This window comes from Acidimicrobiales bacterium (assembly GCA_041394265.1).
Taxonomy (GTDB): domain Bacteria; phylum Actinomycetota; class Acidimicrobiia; order Acidimicrobiales; family SZUA-35; genus JBBQUN01.
The window spans coordinates 1,733,536-1,756,447 of record JAWKIO010000005.1; the positions used below are offsets into that span (position 1 = coordinate 1,733,536).

A 22,912-nucleotide genomic window follows, 5' to 3' on the forward strand; every position below is an offset into this window, starting at 1 on the left:
TCAACCTGCCTCGGCGGGCGGTGCCGCTGCGAAGACCGACGGAAGGTGTTCGATGAGGCGGGCGAGGATCTCGGGTCCTGCGGGCGCGAGGAGGTGGTCGGCCCCGTCCAAGAGGACGAGTTCCCCGGTGCCGGCGATCATGCGCACCATCTCGCTTGCGAACGACGGCAGGATCGTGTCGTTGGTGCCGTGAAAGAACAGCAGGTCGCGGTCACCCAATCGATCCGCAGCCTCGCATCCCGCCGATTGGGTGGCGAAGGTGACCACACCCGGCACCGTCGACCGGTCCAGGTGGGCAGCCGCCTGGACGGCGACCGCCCCGCCGAAGGAGTGTCCGAGGGTGACGAATCGGCGCCCGCCGTAGCGCGCCACGAGTTCCATGACCGCCAAGGTGTCATGTACGCATCGTCCGAGATCGTTGGGCTTGCGGTAGCCGACGCGCACCACACCGATACCGAGCTCTGGCAGCGTGTCGCCGAGGCGCTGGTAGAGACCACCGTCGGGACCGAGCAGTCCGCCCATGGCACCGCCGACGCACACCACCACGTTCTCCAGTTCGGCGTCGCCGTGCCACAGCACGCCCAGGAGACCCTTCATGGTGTAGAGCTCGAGATGATCGAGGTCGGGGCCGACCCGGGCCGTCTGCATGGCCATCAGTTCCAGCTTGTCGAGCGGTGATCGCTCGTCGGTCGGGGCGGCGTCGTCGGTCATGCGCCACTTTGCCTCGTGCGACCGGTGTTGTCAGACTCGATCGATGAGCGCAATGCAGCGATGGAGAGCGGCGCTGGCGGCGTGGGCCATCCCCGAGGAGATCCTCGAACGGTCCAAGGGGCAGAGCCCATGGGAACTGAACCCGCAGCTGTTCACGGCCGCTCGGTCGGACACGCCGACGCCACCGGGACTCGCCACACGACGAGCGCTCGAGGCGCTCCCCGACGGCGGGTCGGTGCTCGACATCGGCTGCGGAGGAGGCGCCGCTTCGCTCGCGCTCGCACCACCGGCGGCGCGACTCGTCGGCATCGACGAGTCGAGCGGGATGCTCGATCGCTTCGCCACCTCGGCCCGAGAACGAGGTGTCACCCATTCGACCGTTCTCGGGCGTTGGCCCGACGTCAGCGACGCAGTCGAACGAGCCGATGTCGTCGTGTGTCACCACGTCGTCTACAACGTGCCCGACCTTGGCGACTTCGCTTTGGCGCTTGGCCACTCGGCTCGACGGCGGGTCGTGATCGAGCTGACACCCCGCCATCCCCAAACGAGGAACGGCACGGTCTGGCGACACTTCTGGGGGCTCGATCGGCCCGACGGCCCGACTGCGAACGATGCCCACGCCGTGTTGCTCGAGGCGGGAATCGACGCCACGCTCGAACACGACACGCAGATCAACGCCCAGCGCGCCCCGCAATCGCCGCGTGCGCAGGCCGAGCAGGTGGCCCGAATGTGCTGCCTCGGACCCGAACGAGTCGACGAGGTGGCGGCCTTCCTCGTGGAACATCCGCCGGAACGTACCCCGCCCGACGTGATCTGGTGGGACGTAGCCTGACGCGGTGCACGCCCTGGTCGTCCATGCTCACCCCGTCCCCGGCTCGTATTCCCATGCGTTGCGAGACGCCGTCGTCAGTGGGCTCCGCACCGCTGGTCACGATGTCGAGCTCATCGACCTGTACGAGATCGACTACCGGCCCTGGATGACCGACGACGAGCATCGACACTACGAGTCGATCGCCGAGGCGCACCCCGATCCGGTCGTTGCTCGTCACATCGAACTGGTGCGCTGGGCCGACGCACTCGTGCTCGTGTACCCCACGTGGTGGTCGGGGCTGCCGGCCATCCTGAAGGGCTGGCTCGATCGCACGATGCTGCCAGGTGTGGCCTTCCGGCTCGACGAGCGGACCAACAAGGTGAAGGGGGTCCTCGAACTCCGCCACCTCATCGGCGTCACCACGTACGGTTCGCCTTCCTGGTACATGCTCTTCGTCGGCGATGCCGGGCGCCGGACGATCACCCGCACCATTCGCTTGGTGTGCGGCCGGTCCACCAAGACCCACTTCCACCGGCTGCACAAGATCAACACGATCGATGATGCGGCCCGCCAGGCCTACCTCCGAGAGGTCGAGGCGTCGTTCGCCTCCCTCGATCCTGCCGCCTCGGCGTCACCCGAATCGAGTAAACCATGACGCGCTGCCTCGTGGTCGTCGAACATCCTCGCCCGGATTCACTGACTCGAGCTGCGCTCGAGCGCGTGCTCGCCGGCCTCGACGCCGCCGGACACGAGGTGAGACTCATCGACCTCGACAACGAGCAATTCGATCCGCGGCTCACCGCCTTCGAGCAGCAGCACCACATCGGCGATCCGAACGATCGGCCCTACCTCGCCGACCACGCCGATGCGCTCCGCTGGGCCCAGCGGATCGTGCTGGTCTACCCCACGTGGTTCAGTGGCCAGCCGGCCCGTCTCAAGGGTTGGATCGACCGGACGTGGATGCACCAGGTGGCGTTCGAGCTTCCCGCCGACTCGAGTCGCATACGCGCCAAGCTCTGGAACGTGCGCCGTCTCGACATCGTCACGTCACACGGGTCCTCGCGCCTGGTCAACCTCGTGCAGGGCAACGGTGGGCGGTTGATCGTCTTCCGCACCCTACGGCTGTTGTGCCACCCGTTGTGTCGCACCAGCTTCACCGCGATCTACAAGATCGACCGACAAGCTCCCGAAGCATGCACCGAGTGGCTCGACCGAGTCGAGCGACGCTTCGCCCGCTGATTGCCGTCGACCCTCAGACGCCGACCGTGATCCGTTCGTCGGCCTCGGGATCGCCGGTGCGACCTTCGAGCTGTTCTGCGGTCGGAAGCAAACGCCCCGTCGTCGCCTCGAACCGTTGGATACCCGCTGCCACGATGGTGCCGAGTGCCACGGGCACCAGGATCCGTGGGAACTTGAAGAAGGGCTCGACGAAACCGTTGATACCGAGGTCGACCTCGAAGACCCGCTCGTACATCCACCCGAGCGCAATACCGGCCAGCACGAGCGACGCCAGGAAGAACAGCGGCTGGTAGTAGCGAGTCCGGCGCATCAGGAAGAGGGCGCTGAACGAGAGCAACACGACCGCCGTCTGGCCGATCTCGATCCCGATGTTGCGGCCGAGCAGCGACACCAGCTGGGTCTTGCGGGACACGTCGAGGCCTTCGACCAGCGTGGCGAATCCCATGCCGTGGAACAGGCCGAAACCGAACGCGATCGCCCACTCCTTGTTGGGGGCGATGGGCTTGAGATTGTGCAGCGCGGCCAGGGCGATCGAGATCGCAATGATCGACTCGACCAACTTGGACGGCGGCAGCGGCAAGATGCCGAGCCCAGCGAGGCTGAACGTGATCGTGTGCGCCACCGTGAACATCGTGACGATCTTCAGAATCCGCCAGAGCGACGAGCCGAACGAGTCGCCGGGAAGCCAGCCATTGCGGAACACCAGCACCGACGGGAGCAGCAGCACGAGGATGAACAGGATGTGATCGGGACCGGTCTTGATGTGGTCGATGCCCAGGGTGACGCTCGACGAGAAGTTGTTCCACTGGCTGGCGTCACCGAGGTCGACTGACCGCACGCGGTTGTCGTCGTCGAAGTCGATGAGCCACTCCTCGCCGTTCTCGAAGATGCCGCCCTGGATGTCGTTGCCGATCAGCAGGAGGGCGGTGGAATCGTCGGTCTCGTCGAAGAAGGGATCGAACCGCACATCGAACGTGCGGGGGATCTCGCCGTCGAGACCTTCGACCGTGAAGCCGAGATCGACGAAGTTGAGATCGGTGTCGATGCCCTCCTCGAAGAGGATGTCGAGACCGGTCCACGTCAGCGGCATGGCCTGACCATCGACGATGATGTCGAGATGCTCGTCGGCGAACGCCTGCAACCTCGGGAGATCCGCTTCGAGCTGCGGGATGAGTGCCTGGCCCTTGCCCTCGAGCGGAATGCCGAGGTACTCCTCGATCATCGGTGTCGGGAACTCGACGCGACCACCCACTGCGATGTCGGTGAAGTCGAGGTAGACGAGTGGCTCATTGGCCGAGTGCGCACCACTCGTCGCCGGCGTACCAAGGATGACCACGGCGATCGCAGCAACCAATGCCACGAGGCGCCGCGATGTCCTACGTCCACCGACCAACTGCTGCTTCACCATCGTGCTCCGACCTTCCACCTTGCTCAACGCCCACCACGTACGAGATGGCCCATGCTTGCCTGATCGACCGTGGTCCGACAAGCAGCAATTCGACCCTTGGCAGCGTTTTCGATGGGCGCGCCGAGCTGGATGCAGTCCGTCGACGATCGGGGATCTGGCGCCGGCGAGATCAGACGGCGACGGTGAGCGCCTTCTCGGCAGCGGCGTCGCGCTTCGCCTTCACTCGCGCGGCGACACGGCCGACCTTGTCGATGTAGGTCACGATGCGCTCGCGCGCCTGTTCCGCCTCGGCATCGAGGCCTTCGATCGCTGCGATGTTCCAGTGCTGGAGCACGATCGGCACGAGGATCTGCTCGTGGTGAAGTGCGAAGTCGTAGATGCCGGCGTTCGCAATCGCCTTGGAGTGCGCAGCGAAATCGGGGATACCGGTTCCGGGCATGGCAAACTCGGTGACCTGCGGTTCGAGAGCGATCATCATCTGCGATGGATCGATCTCGAAGGCGGCCGTGGCGATGTCTCGGTAGAAGAGGAAGTGGAAGTTCTCGTCGATCGCCACCCGACGCATGATGTCGTAGCCGGCGCGATCGATGCCTTCGAGGAGCTTGCCGGTGTTGCGGTGCGAGATGCGCGTAGCCAGTTCCTGCATGGTGACGTACAACATGCCCGAGGCTGCGTTCGGTGGTTGCGGGACTTCGCCCCCGCCCATCTGGATCATGCGCGCCCGTTCGAGGCCGACCGGATCGATCGCTCGGGTCACCGTGAGATAGTCGCGGATCGCCGCCGAATGCCGCGCCTCCTCGGCGGTCCAGCGCCGCACCCACTCGCCCCACGCACCATCGGTGCCGAACATGCGCTCGATGTCGCGGAAGTAGTAGGGCAGGTTGTCCTCGGTCAGCAGGTTGACGAACAGCGCACTGCGAACGTCGGCCGGGATGTTGGCCTCATCGGGCGACCACTCGTAGTCGGGTTCGAAGTCGCGCCCCCGGCTCCACGGCACCATGGTGTGGGGGTGCCACTCCTTGGTCTGGGTGAGGTGCCGCTCGAGCAGGGTCTCGGCGGTGGCTTCGAGTTCGGCGAGGAAGGCGATGTCGGCGTCGATGACCATGGGACGCAAGCCTACCGACCAGTAGGTAGGGAGCGCCCGGCGTGCGGCGATTTCTGCGTGGGCACGAGCGACACTTCGTGGGATAGTGGACCGATGAACGACGGGACCACCGACACGATGCGGGTCGTCTTTCCTGCGGCCGAGCGATTCGTCCGCGTCGGTCGGGTCGCCATGGCCGGACTCGCCCTACGACTCGAGATCGACGTCCAGCAGGTCGAGCAACTACGGCTCGCCGTCGACGAGGCCGTCGGCTCGCTGGCCGGTGACGGCACGATCACCGTCGAGGCACGGTGGGAGCCCGGGCGCCTCAACATCGACATCAACAACAGCGACGCCCACCTCGGCACCGAACGACAGGAAGAACTCGCCGGCATCCTCGGAGGCCTCGTCGACGAAGCGAGCATCGGTGCATCCCACGTGGGCCTGGTGCTCGAAGACGCGAGCTGACTTCGACAGCGCCGGACGGCGAGCCTCAGGTCGTCGGGACGGTCACGATCCCGACGAGCCGAACCCGGCCGCACCGCGATCGTCGGGCGCCTCCGGCAGCGAGTCGGTCGCCACGAGCTGGAAGGCCGGGACGGCAATCACGAGCAACTGGGCGATGCGTTGACCCCGCTCGATCACGACGTCCACCGACGAGGTGTTCAGCAACACGACCTTCAGCTCGCCGCGGTACCCCGAGTCGATCAAACCGGGGGCGTTCAGCACCGTGACCCCGTGCTGGAGCGCCAGACCCGAGCGAGGCAACACCAAGCCGGCGTGCCCATCGGGGATGGCAACCGCGAACCCGGTGGGCACGAGCACACGACCGCCGGCCGGAACGGTGACAGCGGCGGCGGCCGGAAGATCGGCGGCGGCATCGCCGGCACGCATGCGACGCGGTGCGTCGAGATCGGGATCGAGACGGAGGAGCGGAACATCAACCACGCTTGCACCCTACGCCCGAGCGCAGACCGACCCGGTCGGGGTTCACCGCCCGGGGGTAGGCTCCAAGGGTGCTTGCCTGGATGGATCTCGAAATGACCGGCCTCGACCCAACCCGACACGTGATCGTCGAGATCGCCACGTTGATCACCGACGACGACCTCAACATCGTCGCCGAGGGACCTGATCTCGTGATCCACGCCACCGAGGCCGAGCTCGCCGAGATGGACGACGTCGTCATCGACATGCACACCAAATCCGGCCTGCTCGACGCCATCCGCTCGTCGACCCTCACCCTCGAAGAGGCCGGCGCCCAGACGCTCGCCTTCCTGCAGGAACACCTCGGGCCCCGATCGGTGCCACTGTGCGGCAACTCGATCGGCATGGACCGTCGGTTCCTTGCGGCCTACCTCAACGACATCGAGGAGTTCCTGCACTACCGGTCGATCGACGTCTCGACCATCAAGGAACTGGGCAAGCGCTGGGATCCCAAGGCCATCAGTGGTGCGCCGAAGAAGACCGGCACCCATCGTGCCCTCGACGACATCAAGGAGAGCATCGCCGAACTGGCCTTCTACCGCGAGGCCATGTTCAAGGCGCCGGAGGCCCCGGCGGTCTACACCGTCGGCTGAGTGTTGCCGGGCGTTGCCTCAGCGGTACCAGTCGTCGGGTAGCGAGAACACCAGTCCCGACGCCGCTGGCTTCGCGGCTTCGTCGGACGACCACCAGAGCGCGAATCCCCGGCTCGAAGAGGTGGCAGGGCCCACCGCTACGTCATCGACGATGAGCGTGATGTCACCACCATGATCGATGCCGTGTCCGTACTCGAGTTCGGCCCGGCAGCGCACCGGCGGGAACGAACGCTCGGCGATCAGTTCCTCGACTGCAGCCCAGTAGGCGGCATTGTTCATGTGGTCGAAGATGTCGAAGTCGACGTAGCGGATGGGCCATGAGCGGGTGGTGGCCGACGGCCCCGGATCGGGGTGGTCGAGTCGGGCACCGACCTTGCGTCCCTGCGCCGCCTCGGCGTAGAGGTCGATGAACTGCTGCGACAGACGGCTCGGACGGCCGGAGTCGGGATCGAGATGGACCCAGAGGGTGGCGACCTCGATGCGGGCACCACGGTCGCCCGTGACATGGAGACGGCGTTCAGCCCAGCGACCACCCAACCCGGAACAGAAGGTCACGAAGGTGAGGACCTCACCGAACTCGGCCTCGACGACGACGTCGACGGTGGTCTTGCGCACCACCCAAGCCAGGTCGTTGACCAGCTCGGCGTCGGTCGTGTCGTCGTTCGACACGTCCTGGGCGTAGCGAACCAGCGCGTCGAACCGAAGTTTTCCGTCGGGCCGCACGTCACCCAATCGCACCTTTCTGACCTGGGAATATGCGCGTCCGACCGACGGCAACGGGGTCAGAGGTTGGGCCTTCGAGGTCACCATTCGACGGTATTGGCCGATAATTCGATTGACACGCTCGCCCATTCATAGGAGCGTTGCTCGCAATCAGTGCCCCCGGGCACGCCCTTACAGCCAGCTTGACGCCTCGCACGACACGAAAGGAGAGGCCCCGATGATGATGACCGATTCCACACTCGGCGCCTCCGCCCAGCTCGTGCCCGCCGCGTCCCGTGGCAGGGGGATGACCTCGCAGCACCATCGCGGCCTCGCCACGCACACCCACGCCTCGACCCGCGTCGCGGCCGCCATGTGTGCCGACGCCGTGATGGCCGACGCCGTGACCACCGGCCACATGGGCAACACGTGCGGCAATGGCCTCACCACCCGTATCTGGGCTTATGGCTCGACCATCGTGGAGATTGCCAACCCGAAGCCGGCGTTCGATGCCATCGCCTTCAACACCAAGGCACACTCCCAGCGCTCAAGACCGACCTGACGAATCATCGAACTGGTCGAAGTCGAAGCCGCTGGGAGCACAAGCTCCCGGCGGCTTCTTCGCTTTTCGGCCTGGTTCGACCGCACCACGGCCCGCCCTCCTCACTCAGCTCACGATCCACTCGAAACACGGAACCACCCATGTTGACCACTCCGACACCCATCGAACCTTCCCCCGTCCCTCCCTTATCGAGCACGCTCACCTCGCTGATCCCGGCGTCGCCCGCTGCCACCTCGGCGAAAGCCGGCGTCAGCCCGACGACGATCGCCGAACTCAACCAGATCTCGAGCCCCTTCGCCCAGGACTGGTGGGTGGCGTCGGCCTGCCGGACCGTTCCCGATGCCAAGGACCTGTTCTTCTCCGAAGAGCTCACCGACATGGCGGCAGCAAAGCGCATCTGCGCCGACTGCCCGGTCATCGCCCCCTGCCTCGAGGAGGCAATCCACCGAGGCGAGCCGTGTGGGGTCTGGGGCGGCCAGCTGTTCGACAGCGGTCGCATCGTGATGATCAAACGTCGCCGCGGCCGCCCGCCAAAGAACCCTCGGCCCGAGGATCAGCTCCCGATGATCCCGGTGCCCGAGCACCTACAGAAGCTCATCGCCTGATCACCTGACCAGGCGAGCGGGTCTGCCCGATCGCAGTACGAGCAACGGCCGTCCCTCTGCGGGACACAAGCGAGCTCGCACCAGTCGACGGGCGAAGGTGGCGGGGAGGGGAATGCTGGCATCCTGGAGTCGGTTTGACGTCCCAGGAGCCAACGCTCCCCTCCCCTTCGGATCTTTCTCATGACCACTGCACTCGCTCACCATCATCAACCGGCCTCGCTGCTCCGCCTCGGAGCAGCGTTGTTCGCGCTCGTGGGCCTGGCGGCTGCGTGCTCCGGCGGATCGGCCGAGGCGGCGGGCGAGTCGCCCGACCTGACGTCCATCTCACTCACCACCGACGACGGAGGCACCACCACACTGGCGGCCTACGCCGGCAAACCCACGGTCGTGAACTTCTTCGCCAGCTACTGCAGCCCGTGCAAGGCCGAGATGCCCGATCTCGAACAGATCAGCCAGGAGTTCGCCGGCCAGGTCAACGTCGTGGGCATCAACCGAGACATCGAGGAATCGTCGTGGAAGTCGATGGTCACCGAAACCGGAGTCACGTTCCCCACGATGTTCGAGGGTGCCACCGGCCAACTGTTCGAGGCCATCGACGGTCGGTTCATGCCCACCACGATCTTCCTCGACGCCGAAGGCAACATGGTGCAGATGGTTGCGGGGCTCCAGACCGAGGACTCGCTGCGCGAGTACATCAACACGGACCTGCTCGGATGAGGCGGACTGGGGACTCCCGTGGGTGAGCTGTTCCAACCGTACGCCTTCGCCATCGGCATGGTTGCCCTGGTCAACCCGTGCGGCTTTGCACTCCTCCCCGCCTACCTGGGTTACTTCCTCGGTCTCGACGACGCAGCCGACGAATCGCGCATCGTCGCACTGAATCGAGCCCAGATGGTGGGGCTGTCGCTGTCGGCCGGATTCATGGTGGTCTTCGGCCTCCTCGGTGTGGTGTTCGCCGGCTTCTACTCATCGATCAGCGGGGCGCTTCCTTGGGTCACGATCGTGATCGGGATCGGTCTCGTCACTCTCGGTATCGCCATGCTGCGAGGCTTCGACCTGGCCCTCAAGCTTCCGAAGCTCGACAAGGGAACGGGCAGCCGGTCGGTCGCCTCGATGTTTCTCTTCGGCGTGTCCTATGCCATTGCGTCCCTGTCGTGCACCATTGGGCTGTTCCTCGGCGTGGTCGGCACCTCGAGTTCGGGCAAGGGGTTCACCGAACGCCTGGGCGGCTTCGTCTCGTACGGCCTCGGCATGGGTCTGCTCGCCACCACCCTCACGTTGGCCGTTGCTTTCGGCAAGCGTGGGCTCGTCAACCGCTTCCGCCAGCTCCTCCCGAAGATCACGCTGATCTCCGCCGTCGTCCTCGTCGTCGTCGGTATCTACGTATCGATCTACGGCTGGTGGTCGCTCTCGGTGCCGTTCCTCGAGGAGCCGACCGGACTCGCCGGGATCGGGAACTCGATCGTGACCACGGCCGAGGGCTGGCAGGGATCGTTTGCCACGTGGATCAACAACCGATCGACCGTACTGGGCTGGGGATTCCTCGCGCTCAACGCCGGCCTCGTGATTGCGGGAGCGGTTGCTCGTCGAGGCGAGCGGACCGCTCGTCAGGCCGCCCAGGTCTGAGCGCCCTCGACCAGACCATCGATCAGGTGTTGCGTGTGGGTGAACCGCCGCAGGGCACCATTCGATGGGCCCGGAGCGCGATCGCCATGTGAGCCGGGGTAGTAGAGCGCCAACGGTGACAGCCCGCGCACTCGTGGTGACAGCTCGATCTGCACCCCGCCGCCCGGGGTGGCGTTGCACGGATTGGACGGATGCAGGCCACGGAGCCGGCGAGGGATCTCGTCGATGTCATCGACCACCCGGTAGGCGGGCAACGCCGAGCGGACATGGAACGCAAGGTGCCGAGCCAGGTCGCGATTGCCGCCACCGAACAGCAGGTCGGTCCAACGCTTGTTGCTACCGAACCCGTGGATGGCGACGACGACGTCGCAGTGGTCGAGGAATCGAGCCAGGGTGTCGGACTGCTCGGGATCGACCTTGGCCGACGGGATGTGCTGGCGCATGCCCGGCGGCTGGATGACCCCATAGAAGGAAGCGCCGGAGCGGGCCGCTGCCTCACTCGCAATCTGATCGGTCAGCCGCTCGAGGTTGCCGCCGTGGAAGGCCATGAAACCGAAGGTACTGCGGAGGTCGCAATGCTCGATGACCCCGGGCCGGGCGAGCAGATCGGCGAAATCGACGATGCCACGTTCGACCTTTTGCATGGCAAGAGCATGCCCCACGTCCACTACCTTGGCCGTATGCAGCTCCGAATCTTCACCGAGCCCCAGCAGGGTGCCACCTACGACGACCTCCTCGCCGTCGCCAAAGCGACCGAAGACGCCGGCTTCGACGCCTTCTTCCGCTCCGACCACTACCTGAAGATGGGCGACGTCTCTGGCCTGCCCGGCCCCACGCAGGCGTGGGCGACGCTGGCCGGGCTCGCCCGCGAAACCAGCCGCATCCGGCTCGGCACGCTCGTCAGCCCGGTCACCTTCTACCAACCCGGCCCGTTGGCCATCACGGTCGCCCAGGTCGACCAGATGAGTGGCGGGCGGGTCGAGCTGGGCATCGGCGCCGGTTGGTACGAGGCCGAGCACGATGCCTATGGCCTGCCGTTCCCCGACCTCGGCGAGCGCATGGACCGCCTCACGGAATACCTCGAGCAGATCACGGGCCTGTGGGCCACGCCCGAAGGCGAGACCTACGACCACGCCGGCCAGTTCCACACCTTCACCAACTCGCCTGCTCTTCCCAAGCCGACCCAGCGGCCCGGTCCGCCGATCATCATCGGCGGACGCGGCCCCAAGCGGACACCGGCGCTCACCGCCCGCTACGCCGCCGAGTTCAACACGCCCTTCGTCCCGCTCGACGATCTGCCCCCGATCATGGATCGGGTGCGCGCCGCCTGCGAGGCGATCGACCGCGACCCCGACGAGCTGGTGTTCTCGTCGGCGATGGTGATGTGCCTGGGCGAGACCGAGGCCGACGCCCAACGCCGCGCCGACAACATCGGGCGAGACCTCGTCCAGATGCGCGAAGACTCCGCCGCCGGCACGGTGGAAGAGGTCCGGGACCGCCTCGGCCGCTACGCCGACCTCGGCATCACCCGCATCTACCTCCAGGTGCTCGATCTCGCCGACCTCGACCACATCGCCTTCGCCGGCAACCAGCTCCTCTGACCCTCCTTCTGTGCGTCAAACTCACCGGTCGGAACCGTTCTGTGCGTCAAAGTTCCCGGGTCCGGGAACTTTGACGCACAGAACGGGGAACGCGGGGTGAATGACGCACAGAACGGGGAGGGGTCGGCGACGGAACGGGGGTCAGGGGGAGAGTCGGATGCGGGTCCAGTCGTTGCCGACCTTGCGGAAGCGGATCCGGTCGTGCAGACGGCTGGGCCGGCCCTGCCAGAACTCGATCTCGGTCGGATCGAGCCGGTAGCCACCCCAGTGGTCCGGACGCGGGACCTCGACACCCTCGAATCCGGCCTCGGCTGCCTCGTAGCGCCCCTCGAGCGTGGCCCGGTCGGGCAGCTCGGTGCTCTGCAGCGATGCCCAGGCTCCGAGCTGCGACCCACGGGGACGGACGGCGAAGTAGGCGTCGGACTCGCCCGGCTCGACCTTGGACACGGTGCCGATCACATTGACCTGCCGGTGGAGGCCAAGCCAGCTGAACGTGAGCGCAGCGGCCGGGTTGGTCGCCAACTGCTCCGCCTTGGCGCTGTTGTAGTTGGTGAAGAACTCGAACCCGCCGTCGGTGATGCCCTTGAGCAGGACGTTGCGTGCGTGCGGGCGGCCATGGTGATCGACGGTGGCCAGCACCATGGCATTGGGCTCGACCAGCTCGGCGTCGAGCGCGGCACGGAGCCACAGCTCGAACTGATCCATCGGGTCGTGCTCGACATCGGAGACATCGAGTCCTTGGTTCTCGTACTCTGCGCGCATCCGGGCCAAATCCACGTCCTCCAGTCAAGCCGATCGATGGCGATAGCGTGCGAACATGTCGATCGACGTGGACGATCTGGTCATCCGCTACGACTCGTCGGCACCGGCGGCCGTCGACGGCGTCACGCTCCGGGTCGAGCCGGGCGAGGTCGTTGCCCTCCTCGGACCCAACGGGGCCGGGAAGACCACCTTGCTCAACGCCATCGAGGGCTACCTGCAGCCGACCCAAGGGCGCGTTCGCATCCTCGATCGTGACCCGGCAACCGAGCGCCACGCCATCGCCAATCGATGGGGGGTGATGCCTCAACAAGGCGGTCTGCCCATGGGGGTCACCGTGATCGAGGCCATCGAGCTGTTCGCGTCGCTGCACGGGGCAGAAGAGCGGATCGAAAGCATCGTCCAGGCCACCGGTCTCACCGCCCTCCGGAACCAACGGTGGCGGAAGCTATCGGGCGGTGAGCAGCAACGACTGAGCCTGGCGCTGGCGCTGTGCGGCGGCACCGAGGTCCTCCTGCTCGACGAGCCGACCAACGCCGTCGATGCCGCCGGCCGAGAGCGCATTCTCACGCTCATCGCCCAGCACGCCGCCGAGGGCACCGCCGTGCTGGTCACGACCCATCGCTTCGACGACGTGGAACGAGTCGCCGATCGAGTCGTCATCCTCGACCACGGTCACGATGTCGCACACGGAACGATCGACGAACTCACCACCACCACGGATCGCATCGAGTTCCGCGCCCCGGGGGGCCTTCCCATCGCTGAATTGGCGTCGCTGCTCGACACCACGGCGGTCGAGGGACCCCTTGGCCACTACCGGGTCGATCACCCACCGTCCGCTGCTGCCGTGGGATCGGTCAACCAGTGGCTCGCCGCTCACGACACCATGGCCAGCTCCATGCTCGCCGGACACCGCTCGTTGGAGTCCGTGTTCCTCGAACTCACCGGCGAGCCGGCACACCCAGGTCTACGAGACGAGTCGAGTAGCGACCGATGAGTATCGACCGGATTCGTGCGCTCGTCCTGACCGACCTCCGCATCGCCCGCCGCGACGGCGAGCAACTGCTCCTGACCCTCGGTCTCCCGCTCCTCCTGCTCGTCTTCTTCTCGAGCGTCGACGTCCTGCCCACCGGCGACGGCGACCCAGTCGACTTCCTGACCCCGGGCGTCCTTTCGCTCGCCCTGCTGTCGGTGTCGTTCGTGCGCGTCGCCATCGGCCTCGGCTTCGATCGCAGCTTCGGCGCCATCCGCCGCTTCGCCGTCACTCCCCTGCGAGCCTCGGAGTTCATCACCGCCAAGTTCGTGGGGACGGTGGTCTTCTTCTGTGCCCAGCTGGTCGTGCTCGCGATCGTTGCGCTGGTGCTCGGCTGGGACCCGTCGCTCCATCCGAGCATCGTCGCTGCACTCGCACTTGGCTTGATCGCGTTCAGTGCACTCGGCATCGTCGTCGCCAGCGTCGTCGAGGGACTGACCTCGCTCGCTCTCGCCAACACCCTCTACGTGCTCCTCCTGATCCTGAGCGGGCTGGTCTTCGAGCTCGACACCCTGCCCGGGTGGCTTGGAGCGCTCGCCAAACTCCTTCCCTCGACGGCGCTTGCCGAACTCCTCCGGTCCGGCTTCGCCGGCAGCAACGGGGCGGGCTGGGCCTGGGGGACACTCATGGTGTGGGCGGCCGGAGCGCCACTGCTCGCCCTTCGCCTCTTCCGCTGGGAGTGAGTCGAGCCCATCGCGTCGCCGGGTCGGTCGATGCGACGAACGGAAAGGTTCAGTGCGGTTCGCTCGGCGCCGGGGTGGTGGCGAACGCCGAACTGACCTGCTCGTAGGTGAGGGTGTCGACCCGCTCGAGTCGTGCTCGTTCGTCGCGTGCTGCCTCGTCGGATCGCATCTCGGCCTTGGCCCACTTGGTGAACACGACCAAGATGATCGCCCACAGCACAAAGCCGCCGAGCAGCTTCATGATGACGCCGGCCGCTTGCTGATCGGCGAGGACGTCGATCCCCCACAGCCGCTCTGGGGTGTCGTAGTGGCCGTAGACCACGCCGGTGGCGAAGACGAGCCAGCCACCGGGGATGGTGGGCACCAGTGACATCGAGAACAGGTAGATGCACTGGCTGAGGGGCTTCAGGCGCCACTCGGTGATGGGTCCGAAGACCGGCATCCACATGAGGAGGCCGGAGACGAAGATCATCAGATGGAAGAGGAAGTGGACCACACCCGAGTCGGCCGAGATCTGCACGACTCGGGACCAGTGGAGCCACATCGTCAGGCAGTTGAAGACGATCCCGGCCACTAGCGGCTTCGACGCCGTGCGGAACCAGCGCCACAGACGGCTACTGGGGTCGATCACCAGTTCGAGCAACCAGCGGGGAGTGGCCAGCACGAAGGCCGCCGGGATCAGCATCGACAGCAGCATGTGCTGCAGCATGTGCACCGAGTAGAGGTAGTTCTCGGCCACGTCGTGTACCGGCCAGTCCGACGCCAGCCAGATACTGACGAAGCCCACACCGAACCAGCGGCGCTGGTTGCGGGTGATCGCCTCGTAGCCGGCGGCAACGGCCTTGGGCTCGAGCACTCGCGAGGCGTACCAGCCGATGGCGAGCGAGCCCACCAACAGCATCCAGACCTCGGGATGCGGGACGTACGAAACGTCACCGAATCCGATGGTGACGGCCGGGATCATGGCCAGGTCAGACTTTGAAGTCGAAGGAGGCCACTACGGCGAGGAACACGGCGACCGCCAACACCAGACCGAACCCGAACATGATGCTGAAGTACTTGCCGTTCACGAACTTCAGGTCGAAGTAGAGGTGCATGAACACACCGGCAACAACGAAGAACTTGACGATCATCATGATCACGAGCGGCACGACGAGCGCAATGCCGCTCAAGCCGAGATACGACCAGGCGATCTCGACGGCGGTGATGATGGCCAACGAAAGGAAGACGATCCAGTAGCTCTTCTCAGCGACATGTTCTGCGTGGAAGTCGTCGTCTCCCAAGATGGTGGGGTCGATGGTGGAATCCGACATGAATGCTCCTTCGACTCAGGGAATCAGGTAGACGATGGTGAAGATCAGCACCCAGACGACGTCGACGAAGTGCCAGTAGAGACCGACCAGCTCGACCGTTTCCGCCCGATCCTGGTGCAGCTTGCCCTGCTGGGCAACGACGAGGAGCGCCAGCAGCATCAAGATGCCGACGGTGACGTGGATGCCGTGGAAGCCGGTGAGAGTGAAGAAGGCCGATCCGAAGAGGTTGCCGGTGTAGGTCAGACCTTCCCGATAGAAGGCCGTGAACTCATACACCTGACCACCGATGAACACGGTGCCGAGCAGCGCCGTGGTGGCGAGCCAGAGCTTGGTGTTCTTGTAGTCGGCCCGCACGATGGCCGAGTGGGCGAGCACCATGGCCAGCGAGCTCATGAGCAGGACGAAGGAGCTGAACGAGGTGAAGGGGATGTCGAACATCGGCTCGACCGATCCCTTCTCGGTCATCTCAGCGACCAGCTCGGCCGGGAGGGTGGAGGTGACGCGCGGGTTGCCGGCGATCAACTCGGTGAGGAACCGGGTCTTGGTGAGCAGGTAGGTCGAGATGAGCGCACCGAAGAGCAGGCACTCCGACCCGAGGAACAGCCACATCGCCAGCTTCATGTTGGAGATGCCGAGGCTGGTGTGGTGCTCCTCGTGCTGGTCGTGGGCCGCAGCCGATGCAACGTGCTCGGTGGGTTCGGCGATGTCGGTCATGCGTGGGCCCCTGCGAGCTCGTGGTCGTCGTGACCATGGTCTTGGATGTCGAGGTCGTCGGCCGGCTCGAGCGCCCAACCGAAGATCGACATGATCAGAAGGAATCCGGCCGGGATCGCCAGCCACAGGCTGAAGATCACCGCGTAACCCAGGATCGGGAAGGAGAAGGCCAACAGGATCGGCCAGTAGCTGGGCGCCGGCAGGTGCACACCCTGGCCGTTGCCGGCCTGGGCCAGTTCCTCGCCGGTGTGGACCCGGCGAAGGACGCCTTCGTCGTTCTTCTGGTACTTGCGGTGCCAGAAGTCGTCGACCGAGGTGACCACTGGAGTGGTGTCGAAGTTGTGCTCGGGCGATGGCGAGGGGATCGACCACTCGATCGTGCGAGCGTCCCACGGGTCGGCGCCGACGGCGGGACGGCCGGCCGCCTTCCACTGCTTCCAGGACATGAAGGCGTTGAGCAGCAGGAAGAGGGTGAAGACACCGAGGATGAATGAGCCGATCGATGACACCAGGTTCCAAGTGTTGAGACCCATCGCATCGTCGTAGGTGTGCATGCGGCGGGGCATGCCCTGCAGGCCGAGGATGTGCTGCGGGGCGAAGGTCATGTTGAAGCCGACGACCATCCCCCAGAAATGCCACTTGCCGATGGTCTCGTTCAGCTTGAAGCCGAAGACCTTCGGCCACCAGAAGTAGAAGCCCGACACGAACCCGAAGAGGGCACCGCCGAAGAGCACATAGTGGAAGTGGGCAACGATGTAGTAGGTGTCGGTCTGCTGAGTGTCGGACGGGGCGATGGCGTGCGACACGCCCGACAGACCACCGACGGTGAACTGGGTGACCAAGCCGATGGCGAAGAGCATCGGCGTGTTGAGCGTGAGCTTGCCGCCCCAGAGGGTTGCCATCCAGTTGAGAATCTTCACGCCCGTCGGCACCGCAATGAACATGGTGGCGACCGAGAAGGCAGTGACACCGAGCGGACCCAGACCCGAAACGAACATGTGGTGTGCCCACACGCCGAAGCCCATGAAACCGATGGCGATGCCGGAGAACACCATGAAGGGGTAGCCGAAGATGGGCTTGCGAGCGAAGGTGGGGATGACCTCGGACACGATGCCGAAGGCCGGCAGGATCATGAGGTACACCTCGGGGTGACCGAACACCCAGAAGAGGTGCTGCCACAGCAGTGGGTCGGCGCCCTGTTCGATGTTGAAGAAGTTGGCATCGAAGTTGCGATCGAGAAGCAGCAGGATCTGGGCCACGGTGAGCACCGGCACCGCGAACAGGAGCAGGAACTGGGTGACCAGGGTCATCCACACGAAGATTGGCATCCGCATGAAGGCCATGCCGGGAGCCCGCATGTTGAGCACGGTGGTGATCAGGTTGACCGCACCGCTCAGCGAGCCGATACCGGCGATGAGCAGGCCGGCGTTCCAGAAGTCGATGCCGTGCGAAGGCGAGTAGGACACTCCATTGTTGGGGGCGTAGTTGAACCAGCCACCATCGGCGCCGCCGCCGAGGAACCAGCTGGTGTTCAACAACAGGCCGCCGAAGAGGAACACCCAGAAGCTGAAGGCGTTGATTCGGGGGAACGCAACGTCTCGAGCACCAATCTGCAGCGGCAGGAGATAGTTGGCGAAGGCCGCACCGATCGGCATGACGACGAGGAAGATCATCACCGTGCCGTGCATGGTAAAGACCTGGTTGTACATGTCTGCCGACAGGAACTGGCTGTTGGGCGTGGCCAGCTGCGCTCGGATCAGCAGCGCAGCCACACCGCCGATCAGCAGGAAGAACATGGCCGACGCGCCGTACATGATGCCGATCTTCTTGTGGTCGACCGTGGTCAACCAGTCTTTCAGACCGGTGGCGTTGCGAGGACGAGCAAAGACCCCGAGGGGTTGTTCAGCCCGCCGTTGATCGCCCGAGGGAAGGGCGAGCGGTTCACCTTCGATGATGGCCATCGTTGGTCAGCTCCTGCTCAGTCCAGGGTCGCCAGGTAGGCGACCAGATTGTCGATGTCGGTTGCGGAGAGGCCGGGGAAGGCCGGCATGCCACGTTGCCCGTCGGCATACATGGCCTTCTGTTCGGGTGCATTGCGGATCCAGCGGGTGAGCTGGGGCACGTTCCACCGGGCGTCCTCGCTCAGGGTGAGGTAGTTCGGGTATTGCTCGAGCAGATTGTCGTCGTCGGCATCGACTTCGGCGTACTGGCTGTAGATCGCACCAGCGAAGACCGAACGGGTCGCCACGTGGGTGAGGTCGGGCGCCGCCATCGACGTGAGCGGGATCAGGTCGGCGAAGGCCACGGCATTCGGGTCGTCACCGAGGGTGGCTCGCTGATCTTCGGAGAACGCGGCCTCGTACTCCTCCTGGGAGAGGTTGTACGGGTTGAGGTAGGGATCGCTCTCGTCCTCACCGAACACGTCGAGGTCGTTCTCGCGAATCACGTGGCAGCTCGCACAGTTGGCCTGGAAGAGGGTGCGACCAGCGAGGGCGGCCTCGTCGGTGGGCACCTCGGCGGGCTTCAGCTGATTGGCGAACCACTGGTCCCAATCGCCTTGTTCGAGGGCCACGGTCGACATGCGCATGCGAGCATGCGACAGCCCACAGTATTCGGTGCACCAGCCGGTGTACTTGCCGACTTCGTCGGCTTCGAGGCTCCACGTGGTGAACCGGCCGGGCACGGCGTCGCGCTTGCCGTTGAGGCGTGGGATCCAATACGAGTGGATGACGTCACGCGAGGTGATCGTGAGGTCGACCTGCATGCCGACCGGAATGACGAGCTCGTTGGCGACCACCAGATCGTCGGGGTCGAGGGCAAGTTCGAGCGGCCATTCGCGGTCGTCGGCGTCGCCACCCTCGCCATCGGCGCCCCAGATCTCGCCGTCACCGTCGGCGTCGCGGAAGAAGCCGTCGCCGTCGACGTCGTAGCGGTATTCCCACCACCACTGCTGGCCGATGACCATGACGTCGAGCTGATTCGAGTCGTTCTTCTCTTCCAGCTTCCAGATGCTGATGACGGTGGGCACCGAAACGATCGCCAGGACGATCGCCGGCAGGATGGTCCAGCCGATCTCGAGCTTGTCGTTACCGTGACGCTGGTAGGGCAGATCGTCGTGATCGAAGTCTTCGGGCTTCACCCGATTCTTGACGGTGAGGGAGATGCCGCCGAAGACCACCGCAACGAAAACGAAGCCCATGATGGCCCAGATGTAGGGGTACATGAGGTCGAGTGCGATCTCGGCCTTGGGGCCCCGCGGCTCGAAGGTGTTCAGTGGCTTGTCGTCGGCACAGGACGCAAGCACCAGCGTGCCGACGCCGAGGGTGGAGATCGTGCGCAGTGAGCGGCGGCGGGAGTTGGTCATGACCTTCTCGTCGGATCGGGGGCGGGGGGTTCGTGGTCCGAGCAAACTCACTCGGCCTCCTCGTGGTGCTCGGTGCCGTGGTGGAAGTCGCGTTCGCCGACGGCGGCGCCGACGATCCCGCCGGCCAGCACGACGACAGCACCCAGCACCATCAGTGCGGTGCTGACGCTCTTCGGCACCTGCACCTTGGACAACAGGACCGCCGAACCGAACAACACGATGGTGATCACGGATCCAGCGACGACCGACCAGGTCTGGCTGGGGGCGGCCAAGAAGATGCGCGACACCCCAAGGACGATGACGGCGATGCCGACGGTGCCCATGAGCGGTACCTCGATCGGGCCGATCACCCGGCGGCGGATGATGCGGTTGACCTCGGGATCACCGGTGGCTCGATCGGACCACGCCTGCACCAGCCACTGGATCAGCACCACGGCGAACACGGCGATGCCGAGATAGAGGAACGCGCGGGACACCGCCGCTCCCACGATCACGCTGGCCAGGGCGAAGGCCGACAACAAACCCCAGATGGCCGGATCGGCGGGCGGCGTAACGGCAGGCACCGTGCCGGTGCCGGCAAGCTGGGCCATCGCTTCGGCATCGCCGTCGCGAGCAATGACGGCGACCGTGCCGAGCACCAGGGCGCTGACCGAAGCGAACACCAAGATGGTGTAGCCGAGGTGCTCGCCGACGCCGCCCTTGTAGCCGGCGCTGATGACACCCACCGGCTGACCGCCGGTGACGAGGCCATACACACAGGCACTGATCAGCGCCACGAGCGAGATGGCGAACAGGAACTTCGAACCCCAGGTGAACATTGGTGTCTCTACCTACTTGGTGATGTAGATGGCGTACCAGAAGACCAGGTACAGACCGACGGCGACATACCAGAACATCGCAGCGCCGCGAATGCCCTCGACATCCTTGGCGCTGTACTCCCCACCGAGAGTGCGCAGCCACATGACGACGGCGTAGAGCACAGCGGCGAGCATGATGACGATGTGGGAGCCGATGATGGCGTAGAACAGTGGCGGACGGGCCAACTCGTCGCCCCGGACCGGCATGCCCATGATGGTGAGCAGGTACGCGGTCTGCGCGATGTAGGCAAAGCCGAACAACGTGGACATCGCCAGGGCGATGGTGGCGTTGTTGCGGTCGTCGTTCTTGATCGAGGACACCGCCCAATACATGGTCACGGCACTGAACACGAGCGTGAAGGCCATCATGTTCGGTTGCGTCAGCGGGATCTCGACACCCCGAGGGAGCCAGACCTGACCGGTGGCCCGCAGGTCGGCTCGAGCGGCGACGTAGAGACCGACGAGTCCGCTGAAGCCGGAGGCAACGGCGGCGGACGCCAGCGCGGTGCCGATGAAGAGCAGGCGGGGCCGAGCCGGTGTCGGGGCGACGGCCTGCGCCGGAATGGCGTCGAAGGGACTGCGATCGACGGCGACGGTGTCCATCAGGCCTGATCCTCCTGGGCGGCGTCAGCCAGCGGCGTCGCCGAGTTGACGATGGGCATTTCGGCAAAGTTGCCGGGTGGCGGTGGCGAGGTGGTCGACCACTCGAGGGTGGTGCCTCGCCACGGCTCGGTCGAGGTCCCGCGGCCGGCGAGGGCGCCGAGCACATTGAGGAGCAGCAGCGCAGCTCCGGCGGTGAGCAGCGCCGTGCCAACGACGGCGAGCAGGTTCAGCGTCTCGACATTGCCATCGACGTCGGCGTCGATCATGAAGAGCGGCGCTTCGAGGAAGCCGTTGATGACGCCACCGATACCCCACAGGACGGCGCCAAGGGCCGATGCGAGCACGGCGGCGAGACCGGCCGGCTCGCTGAGGTTTCGACCGAAGATCTTGTGACCCCAATGGTGCACGGCGCCGATGATGGCAACGACGGCGGCACCGAGGATCAGACCACGGACCCCGTCGTGGAAGGCGGTGGTGTTCAGCGTGAGGGCCGACGAGAGGTTGATGTCAGTGTCGGCGACCTTCTCGACGAAGCCGACGATCGGGGCGATGGTGCCGAGCGCACCCACCACAACGCCCAGCAGCGTGAGCAGACCGGCAAGCAGTGCTGCGGTCATCGGCGCCGTGACCTTGACCCCACCGGACTTGATGCTGTCGCCGACGAGCGCCAGCGCAGCGAGGGTGGGGAGGATGGCCACGAGCAGTCCCACCACGAGCAGGCCGTTGTCGAAGGCGACCGGGCGACCGCGTCCGCCGAAGCTCAGCAGTTCGGAAGCAAAGCTCGCAATGCCGAGCAGGCCGAGCGCCGCCAGCACCGAGCGGTGGAACCGCACCGGGCGGCCGCTGTGGACGGCGATCATGTCGATGGCGAGGCCGAGCGCCGGGACACTCACCCAGTAGAGCGCCGGGGCGAGGCTGAAGCTGTTGCCGATCGTGACGAGCGAGAGCCGGTCGGCCGAGGTGGGGAGGTAGCCGTACTTGGTGTCGATGTAGGCCAGGAGCAGCTGGGCCATGACGATCGGAAGGGCGAAGAGCCCGACGACGGAGAAGACGGTGAAGCCCCATGCCGACACCGGCACCCGGTCGAGGCTCATCCCCGGAGCACGTGCGCCGAGGGTCGTGGTGGCGACACACACCAATGCCCACACGATCGAGCCGATCATGGCGGCGAGCGACAGCGTCCATAGCACCGTGCCGTCGAGGCGACCGCCGGCCGGGCCGCCATTGTCGATGTAGGCGACGATGAAGATGATGGTGGAGGCCAACCAGCACCAGAAGGCAGCGGCGGCACCACGTGAGAACGCGAGAGCCGAGGAACCGACCTGCAGTGGCGTCAGGTAGGTGGCGAGGCCCACGAGCAGCGGGACGATGCCGGCGAAGAACAGGGCCTCGCGAGCAAGCGAGTAGATCTGGACGAACTCCCCGGCATCTTCGACGATGCTGAATCCGCCGAGATCGAGTGTCTCGACGGCGGCAACCGCCGAGATCGCGAGCGCAGCGAGGAGGAACAGTGCACCTGTCCCGATCCACAGTCGGCCGATCACCTTGTGATCGCCGGTCCCGAGGACCGAGTCGAGGGTCGTCGCTGGCGCAGCGAGACCCGCAGCAGCTTCGGTTTCGGGGCGGATTTCAGTCATTGCCATGGATGCGTGGACCCCAG

At 65.6% G+C, this 22,912-nt stretch carries 27 protein-coding genes; 12 read left to right on the forward strand and 15 right to left on the reverse strand.

The features are described 5' to 3' along the window. The gene (locus tag R2733_08445; protein ID MEZ5376530.1) at nucleotides 1-711 is read right to left on the reverse strand and encodes a hypothetical protein; all 711 of its coding nucleotides are present in this window, start codon (nucleotides 709-711) and stop codon (nucleotides 1-3) included. A gap of 43 nt (nucleotides 712-754) precedes the next feature. Between R2733_08445 and R2733_08450 the strand changes: the two genes are divergently transcribed. The 3 genes from R2733_08450 to R2733_08460 are packed head-to-tail and all read left to right on the forward strand — an operon-like array spanning nucleotide 755 to nucleotide 2,761. Further along, nucleotides 755-1,543, forward strand: coding sequence for a class I SAM-dependent methyltransferase (locus R2733_08450; GenBank protein MEZ5376531.1), 789 nt, complete (start codon nucleotides 755-757; stop codon nucleotides 1,541-1,543). A gap of 4 nt (nucleotides 1,544-1,547) precedes the next feature. Then, on the forward strand, nucleotides 1,548-2,177 hold the full coding sequence (locus R2733_08455; GenBank protein MEZ5376532.1) for an NAD(P)H-dependent oxidoreductase: 630 nt from the start codon (nucleotides 1,548-1,550) through the stop codon (nucleotides 2,175-2,177). Continuing rightward, nucleotides 2,174-2,761: an NAD(P)H-dependent oxidoreductase gene (locus tag R2733_08460; protein ID MEZ5376533.1), complete on the forward strand. Its 588-nt coding sequence runs from the start codon at nucleotides 2,174-2,176 to the stop codon at nucleotides 2,759-2,761. The genes R2733_08455 and R2733_08460 overlap by 4 nt, the downstream gene beginning before the upstream one ends. A 13-nt stretch (nucleotides 2,762-2,774) precedes the next feature. On the opposite strand, the gene R2733_08465 is transcribed toward R2733_08460, so the two are convergent. Together R2733_08465 and R2733_08470 are read right to left on the reverse strand one after the other, a co-directional pair. Beyond that, nucleotides 2,775-4,169: a HupE/UreJ family protein gene (locus R2733_08465; protein MEZ5376534.1), complete on the reverse strand. Its 1,395-nt coding sequence runs from the start codon at nucleotides 4,167-4,169 to the stop codon at nucleotides 2,775-2,777. A 169-nt stretch (nucleotides 4,170-4,338) separates the two neighbouring features. Beyond that, nucleotides 4,339-5,274 (reverse strand): acyl-ACP desaturase, encoded by a 936-nt coding sequence (locus R2733_08470; protein MEZ5376535.1) that lies wholly within the window; start codon nucleotides 5,272-5,274, stop codon nucleotides 4,339-4,341. Nucleotides 5,275-5,367: 93 nt separating this feature from the next. Here R2733_08470 and R2733_08475 point away from each other — a divergent pair, with 93 nt between their 5' ends. Next, a complete protein-coding gene (locus tag R2733_08475) occupies nucleotides 5,368-5,721 on the forward strand; it encodes a hypothetical protein (GenBank protein MEZ5376536.1) in 354 nt (117 codons plus the stop codon). Nucleotides 5,722-5,763: 42 nt separating this feature from the next. On the opposite strand, the gene dut is transcribed toward R2733_08475, so the two are convergent. After that, entirely contained in the window at nucleotides 5,764-6,201 is a 438-nt protein-coding gene (gene dut, locus R2733_08480; GenBank protein ID MEZ5376537.1) for a dUTP diphosphatase, read from the reverse strand. A gap of 68 nt (nucleotides 6,202-6,269) precedes the next feature. On the opposite strand from dut, the gene orn reads away from it, so the two are divergent. Continuing rightward, nucleotides 6,270-6,830, forward strand: a complete 561-nt coding sequence (orn, locus tag R2733_08485) for an oligoribonuclease (protein MEZ5376538.1) — start codon at nucleotides 6,270-6,272, stop codon at nucleotides 6,828-6,830. 18 nt (nucleotides 6,831-6,848) lie between these two features. On the opposite strand, the gene R2733_08490 is transcribed toward orn, so the two are convergent. Continuing rightward, the gene (locus R2733_08490) at nucleotides 6,849-7,682 is read right to left on the reverse strand and encodes a thioesterase (protein ID MEZ5376539.1); all 834 of its coding nucleotides are present in this window, start codon (nucleotides 7,680-7,682) and stop codon (nucleotides 6,849-6,851) included. Nucleotides 7,683-7,770: 88 nt separating this feature from the next. Between R2733_08490 and R2733_08495 the strand changes: the two genes are divergently transcribed. The 4 genes from R2733_08495 (at nucleotide 7,771) to R2733_08510 (ending at nucleotide 10,325) form a co-directional block, all read left to right on the forward strand. After that, complete coding sequence (locus R2733_08495; protein MEZ5376540.1) at nucleotides 7,771-8,094, forward strand: hypothetical protein; 324 nt, start codon at nucleotides 7,771-7,773, stop codon at nucleotides 8,092-8,094. Nucleotides 8,095-8,234: 140 nt separating this feature from the next. After that, the gene (locus R2733_08500; GenBank protein ID MEZ5376541.1) at nucleotides 8,235-8,699 is read left to right on the forward strand and encodes a WhiB family transcriptional regulator; all 465 of its coding nucleotides are present in this window, start codon (nucleotides 8,235-8,237) and stop codon (nucleotides 8,697-8,699) included. A gap of 180 nt (nucleotides 8,700-8,879) precedes the next feature. Further along, a complete protein-coding gene (locus R2733_08505) occupies nucleotides 8,880-9,416 on the forward strand; it encodes a TlpA disulfide reductase family protein (protein ID MEZ5376542.1) in 537 nt (178 codons plus the stop codon). 18 nt (nucleotides 9,417-9,434) lie between these two features. Beyond that, on the forward strand, nucleotides 9,435-10,325 hold the full coding sequence (locus R2733_08510; protein MEZ5376543.1) for a cytochrome c biogenesis CcdA family protein: 891 nt from the start codon (nucleotides 9,435-9,437) through the stop codon (nucleotides 10,323-10,325). On the opposite strand, the gene R2733_08515 is transcribed toward R2733_08510, so the two are convergent. Next, nucleotides 10,307-10,969, reverse strand: a complete 663-nt coding sequence (locus R2733_08515; protein MEZ5376544.1) for a poly-gamma-glutamate hydrolase family protein — start codon at nucleotides 10,967-10,969, stop codon at nucleotides 10,307-10,309. The genes R2733_08510 and R2733_08515 overlap by 19 nt on opposite strands. A 36-nt stretch (nucleotides 10,970-11,005) precedes the next feature. On the opposite strand from R2733_08515, the gene R2733_08520 reads away from it, so the two are divergent. Next, on the forward strand, nucleotides 11,006-11,926 hold the full coding sequence (locus R2733_08520; GenBank protein MEZ5376545.1) for an LLM class F420-dependent oxidoreductase: 921 nt from the start codon (nucleotides 11,006-11,008) through the stop codon (nucleotides 11,924-11,926). 141 nt (nucleotides 11,927-12,067) lie between these two features. Here the strand turns inward: R2733_08520 and pdxH are convergent, their stop codons facing one another. Beyond that, nucleotides 12,068-12,688 carry a pyridoxamine 5'-phosphate oxidase gene (gene pdxH, locus R2733_08525; protein MEZ5376546.1) on the reverse strand — a complete coding sequence of 207 codons (621 nt, stop codon included), beginning with the start codon at nucleotides 12,686-12,688 and terminating at the stop codon, nucleotides 12,068-12,070. Nucleotides 12,689-12,743: 55 nt separating this feature from the next. Between pdxH and R2733_08530 the strand changes: the two genes are divergently transcribed. After that, a complete protein-coding gene (locus tag R2733_08530) occupies nucleotides 12,744-13,682 on the forward strand; it encodes an ABC transporter ATP-binding protein (protein ID MEZ5376547.1) in 939 nt (312 codons plus the stop codon). Further along, a complete protein-coding gene (locus R2733_08535) occupies nucleotides 13,679-14,401 on the forward strand; it encodes an ABC transporter permease (GenBank protein ID MEZ5376548.1) in 723 nt (240 codons plus the stop codon). Before R2733_08530 ends, R2733_08535 begins: the two co-directional genes overlap by 4 nt. A 49-nt stretch (nucleotides 14,402-14,450) precedes the next feature. Here R2733_08535 and R2733_08540 read toward each other — a convergent pair whose 3' ends face one another. From R2733_08540 to R2733_08575, 8 genes are read right to left on the reverse strand one after another with little or no spacing between them, the layout of a single operon-like run. Next, a complete protein-coding gene (locus R2733_08540; protein MEZ5376549.1) occupies nucleotides 14,451-15,365 on the reverse strand; it encodes a cytochrome c oxidase assembly protein in 915 nt (304 codons plus the stop codon). A 7-nt stretch (nucleotides 15,366-15,372) separates the two neighbouring features. Next, a complete protein-coding gene (locus R2733_08545; GenBank protein ID MEZ5376550.1) occupies nucleotides 15,373-15,714 on the reverse strand; it encodes a cytochrome C oxidase subunit IV family protein in 342 nt (113 codons plus the stop codon). Between the two features lie 15 nt (nucleotides 15,715-15,729). After that, a complete protein-coding gene (locus tag R2733_08550) occupies nucleotides 15,730-16,428 on the reverse strand; it encodes a heme-copper oxidase subunit III (GenBank protein MEZ5376551.1) in 699 nt (232 codons plus the stop codon). Next, nucleotides 16,425-18,389: a cytochrome c oxidase subunit I gene (gene ctaD, locus R2733_08555; GenBank protein MEZ5376552.1), complete on the reverse strand. Its 1,965-nt coding sequence runs from the start codon at nucleotides 18,387-18,389 to the stop codon at nucleotides 16,425-16,427. The genes R2733_08550 and ctaD overlap by 4 nt, the downstream gene beginning before the upstream one ends. A 17-nt stretch (nucleotides 18,390-18,406) precedes the next feature. After that, the gene (coxB, locus tag R2733_08560; protein ID MEZ5376553.1) at nucleotides 18,407-19,792 is read right to left on the reverse strand and encodes a cytochrome c oxidase subunit II; all 1,386 of its coding nucleotides are present in this window, start codon (nucleotides 19,790-19,792) and stop codon (nucleotides 18,407-18,409) included. 47 nt (nucleotides 19,793-19,839) lie between these two features. Beyond that, on the reverse strand, nucleotides 19,840-20,610 hold the full coding sequence (locus R2733_08565; GenBank protein MEZ5376554.1) for a hypothetical protein: 771 nt from the start codon (nucleotides 20,608-20,610) through the stop codon (nucleotides 19,840-19,842). 12 nt (nucleotides 20,611-20,622) lie between these two features. Then, nucleotides 20,623-21,252 (reverse strand): cytochrome c oxidase subunit 3, encoded by a 630-nt coding sequence (locus R2733_08570; protein MEZ5376555.1) that lies wholly within the window; start codon nucleotides 21,250-21,252, stop codon nucleotides 20,623-20,625. Next, a complete protein-coding gene (locus R2733_08575) occupies nucleotides 21,252-22,889 on the reverse strand; it encodes a cbb3-type cytochrome c oxidase subunit I (GenBank protein MEZ5376556.1) in 1,638 nt (545 codons plus the stop codon). Before R2733_08575 ends, R2733_08570 begins: the two co-directional genes overlap by 1 nt. Nucleotides 22,890-22,912: the final 23 nt, after the last annotated feature.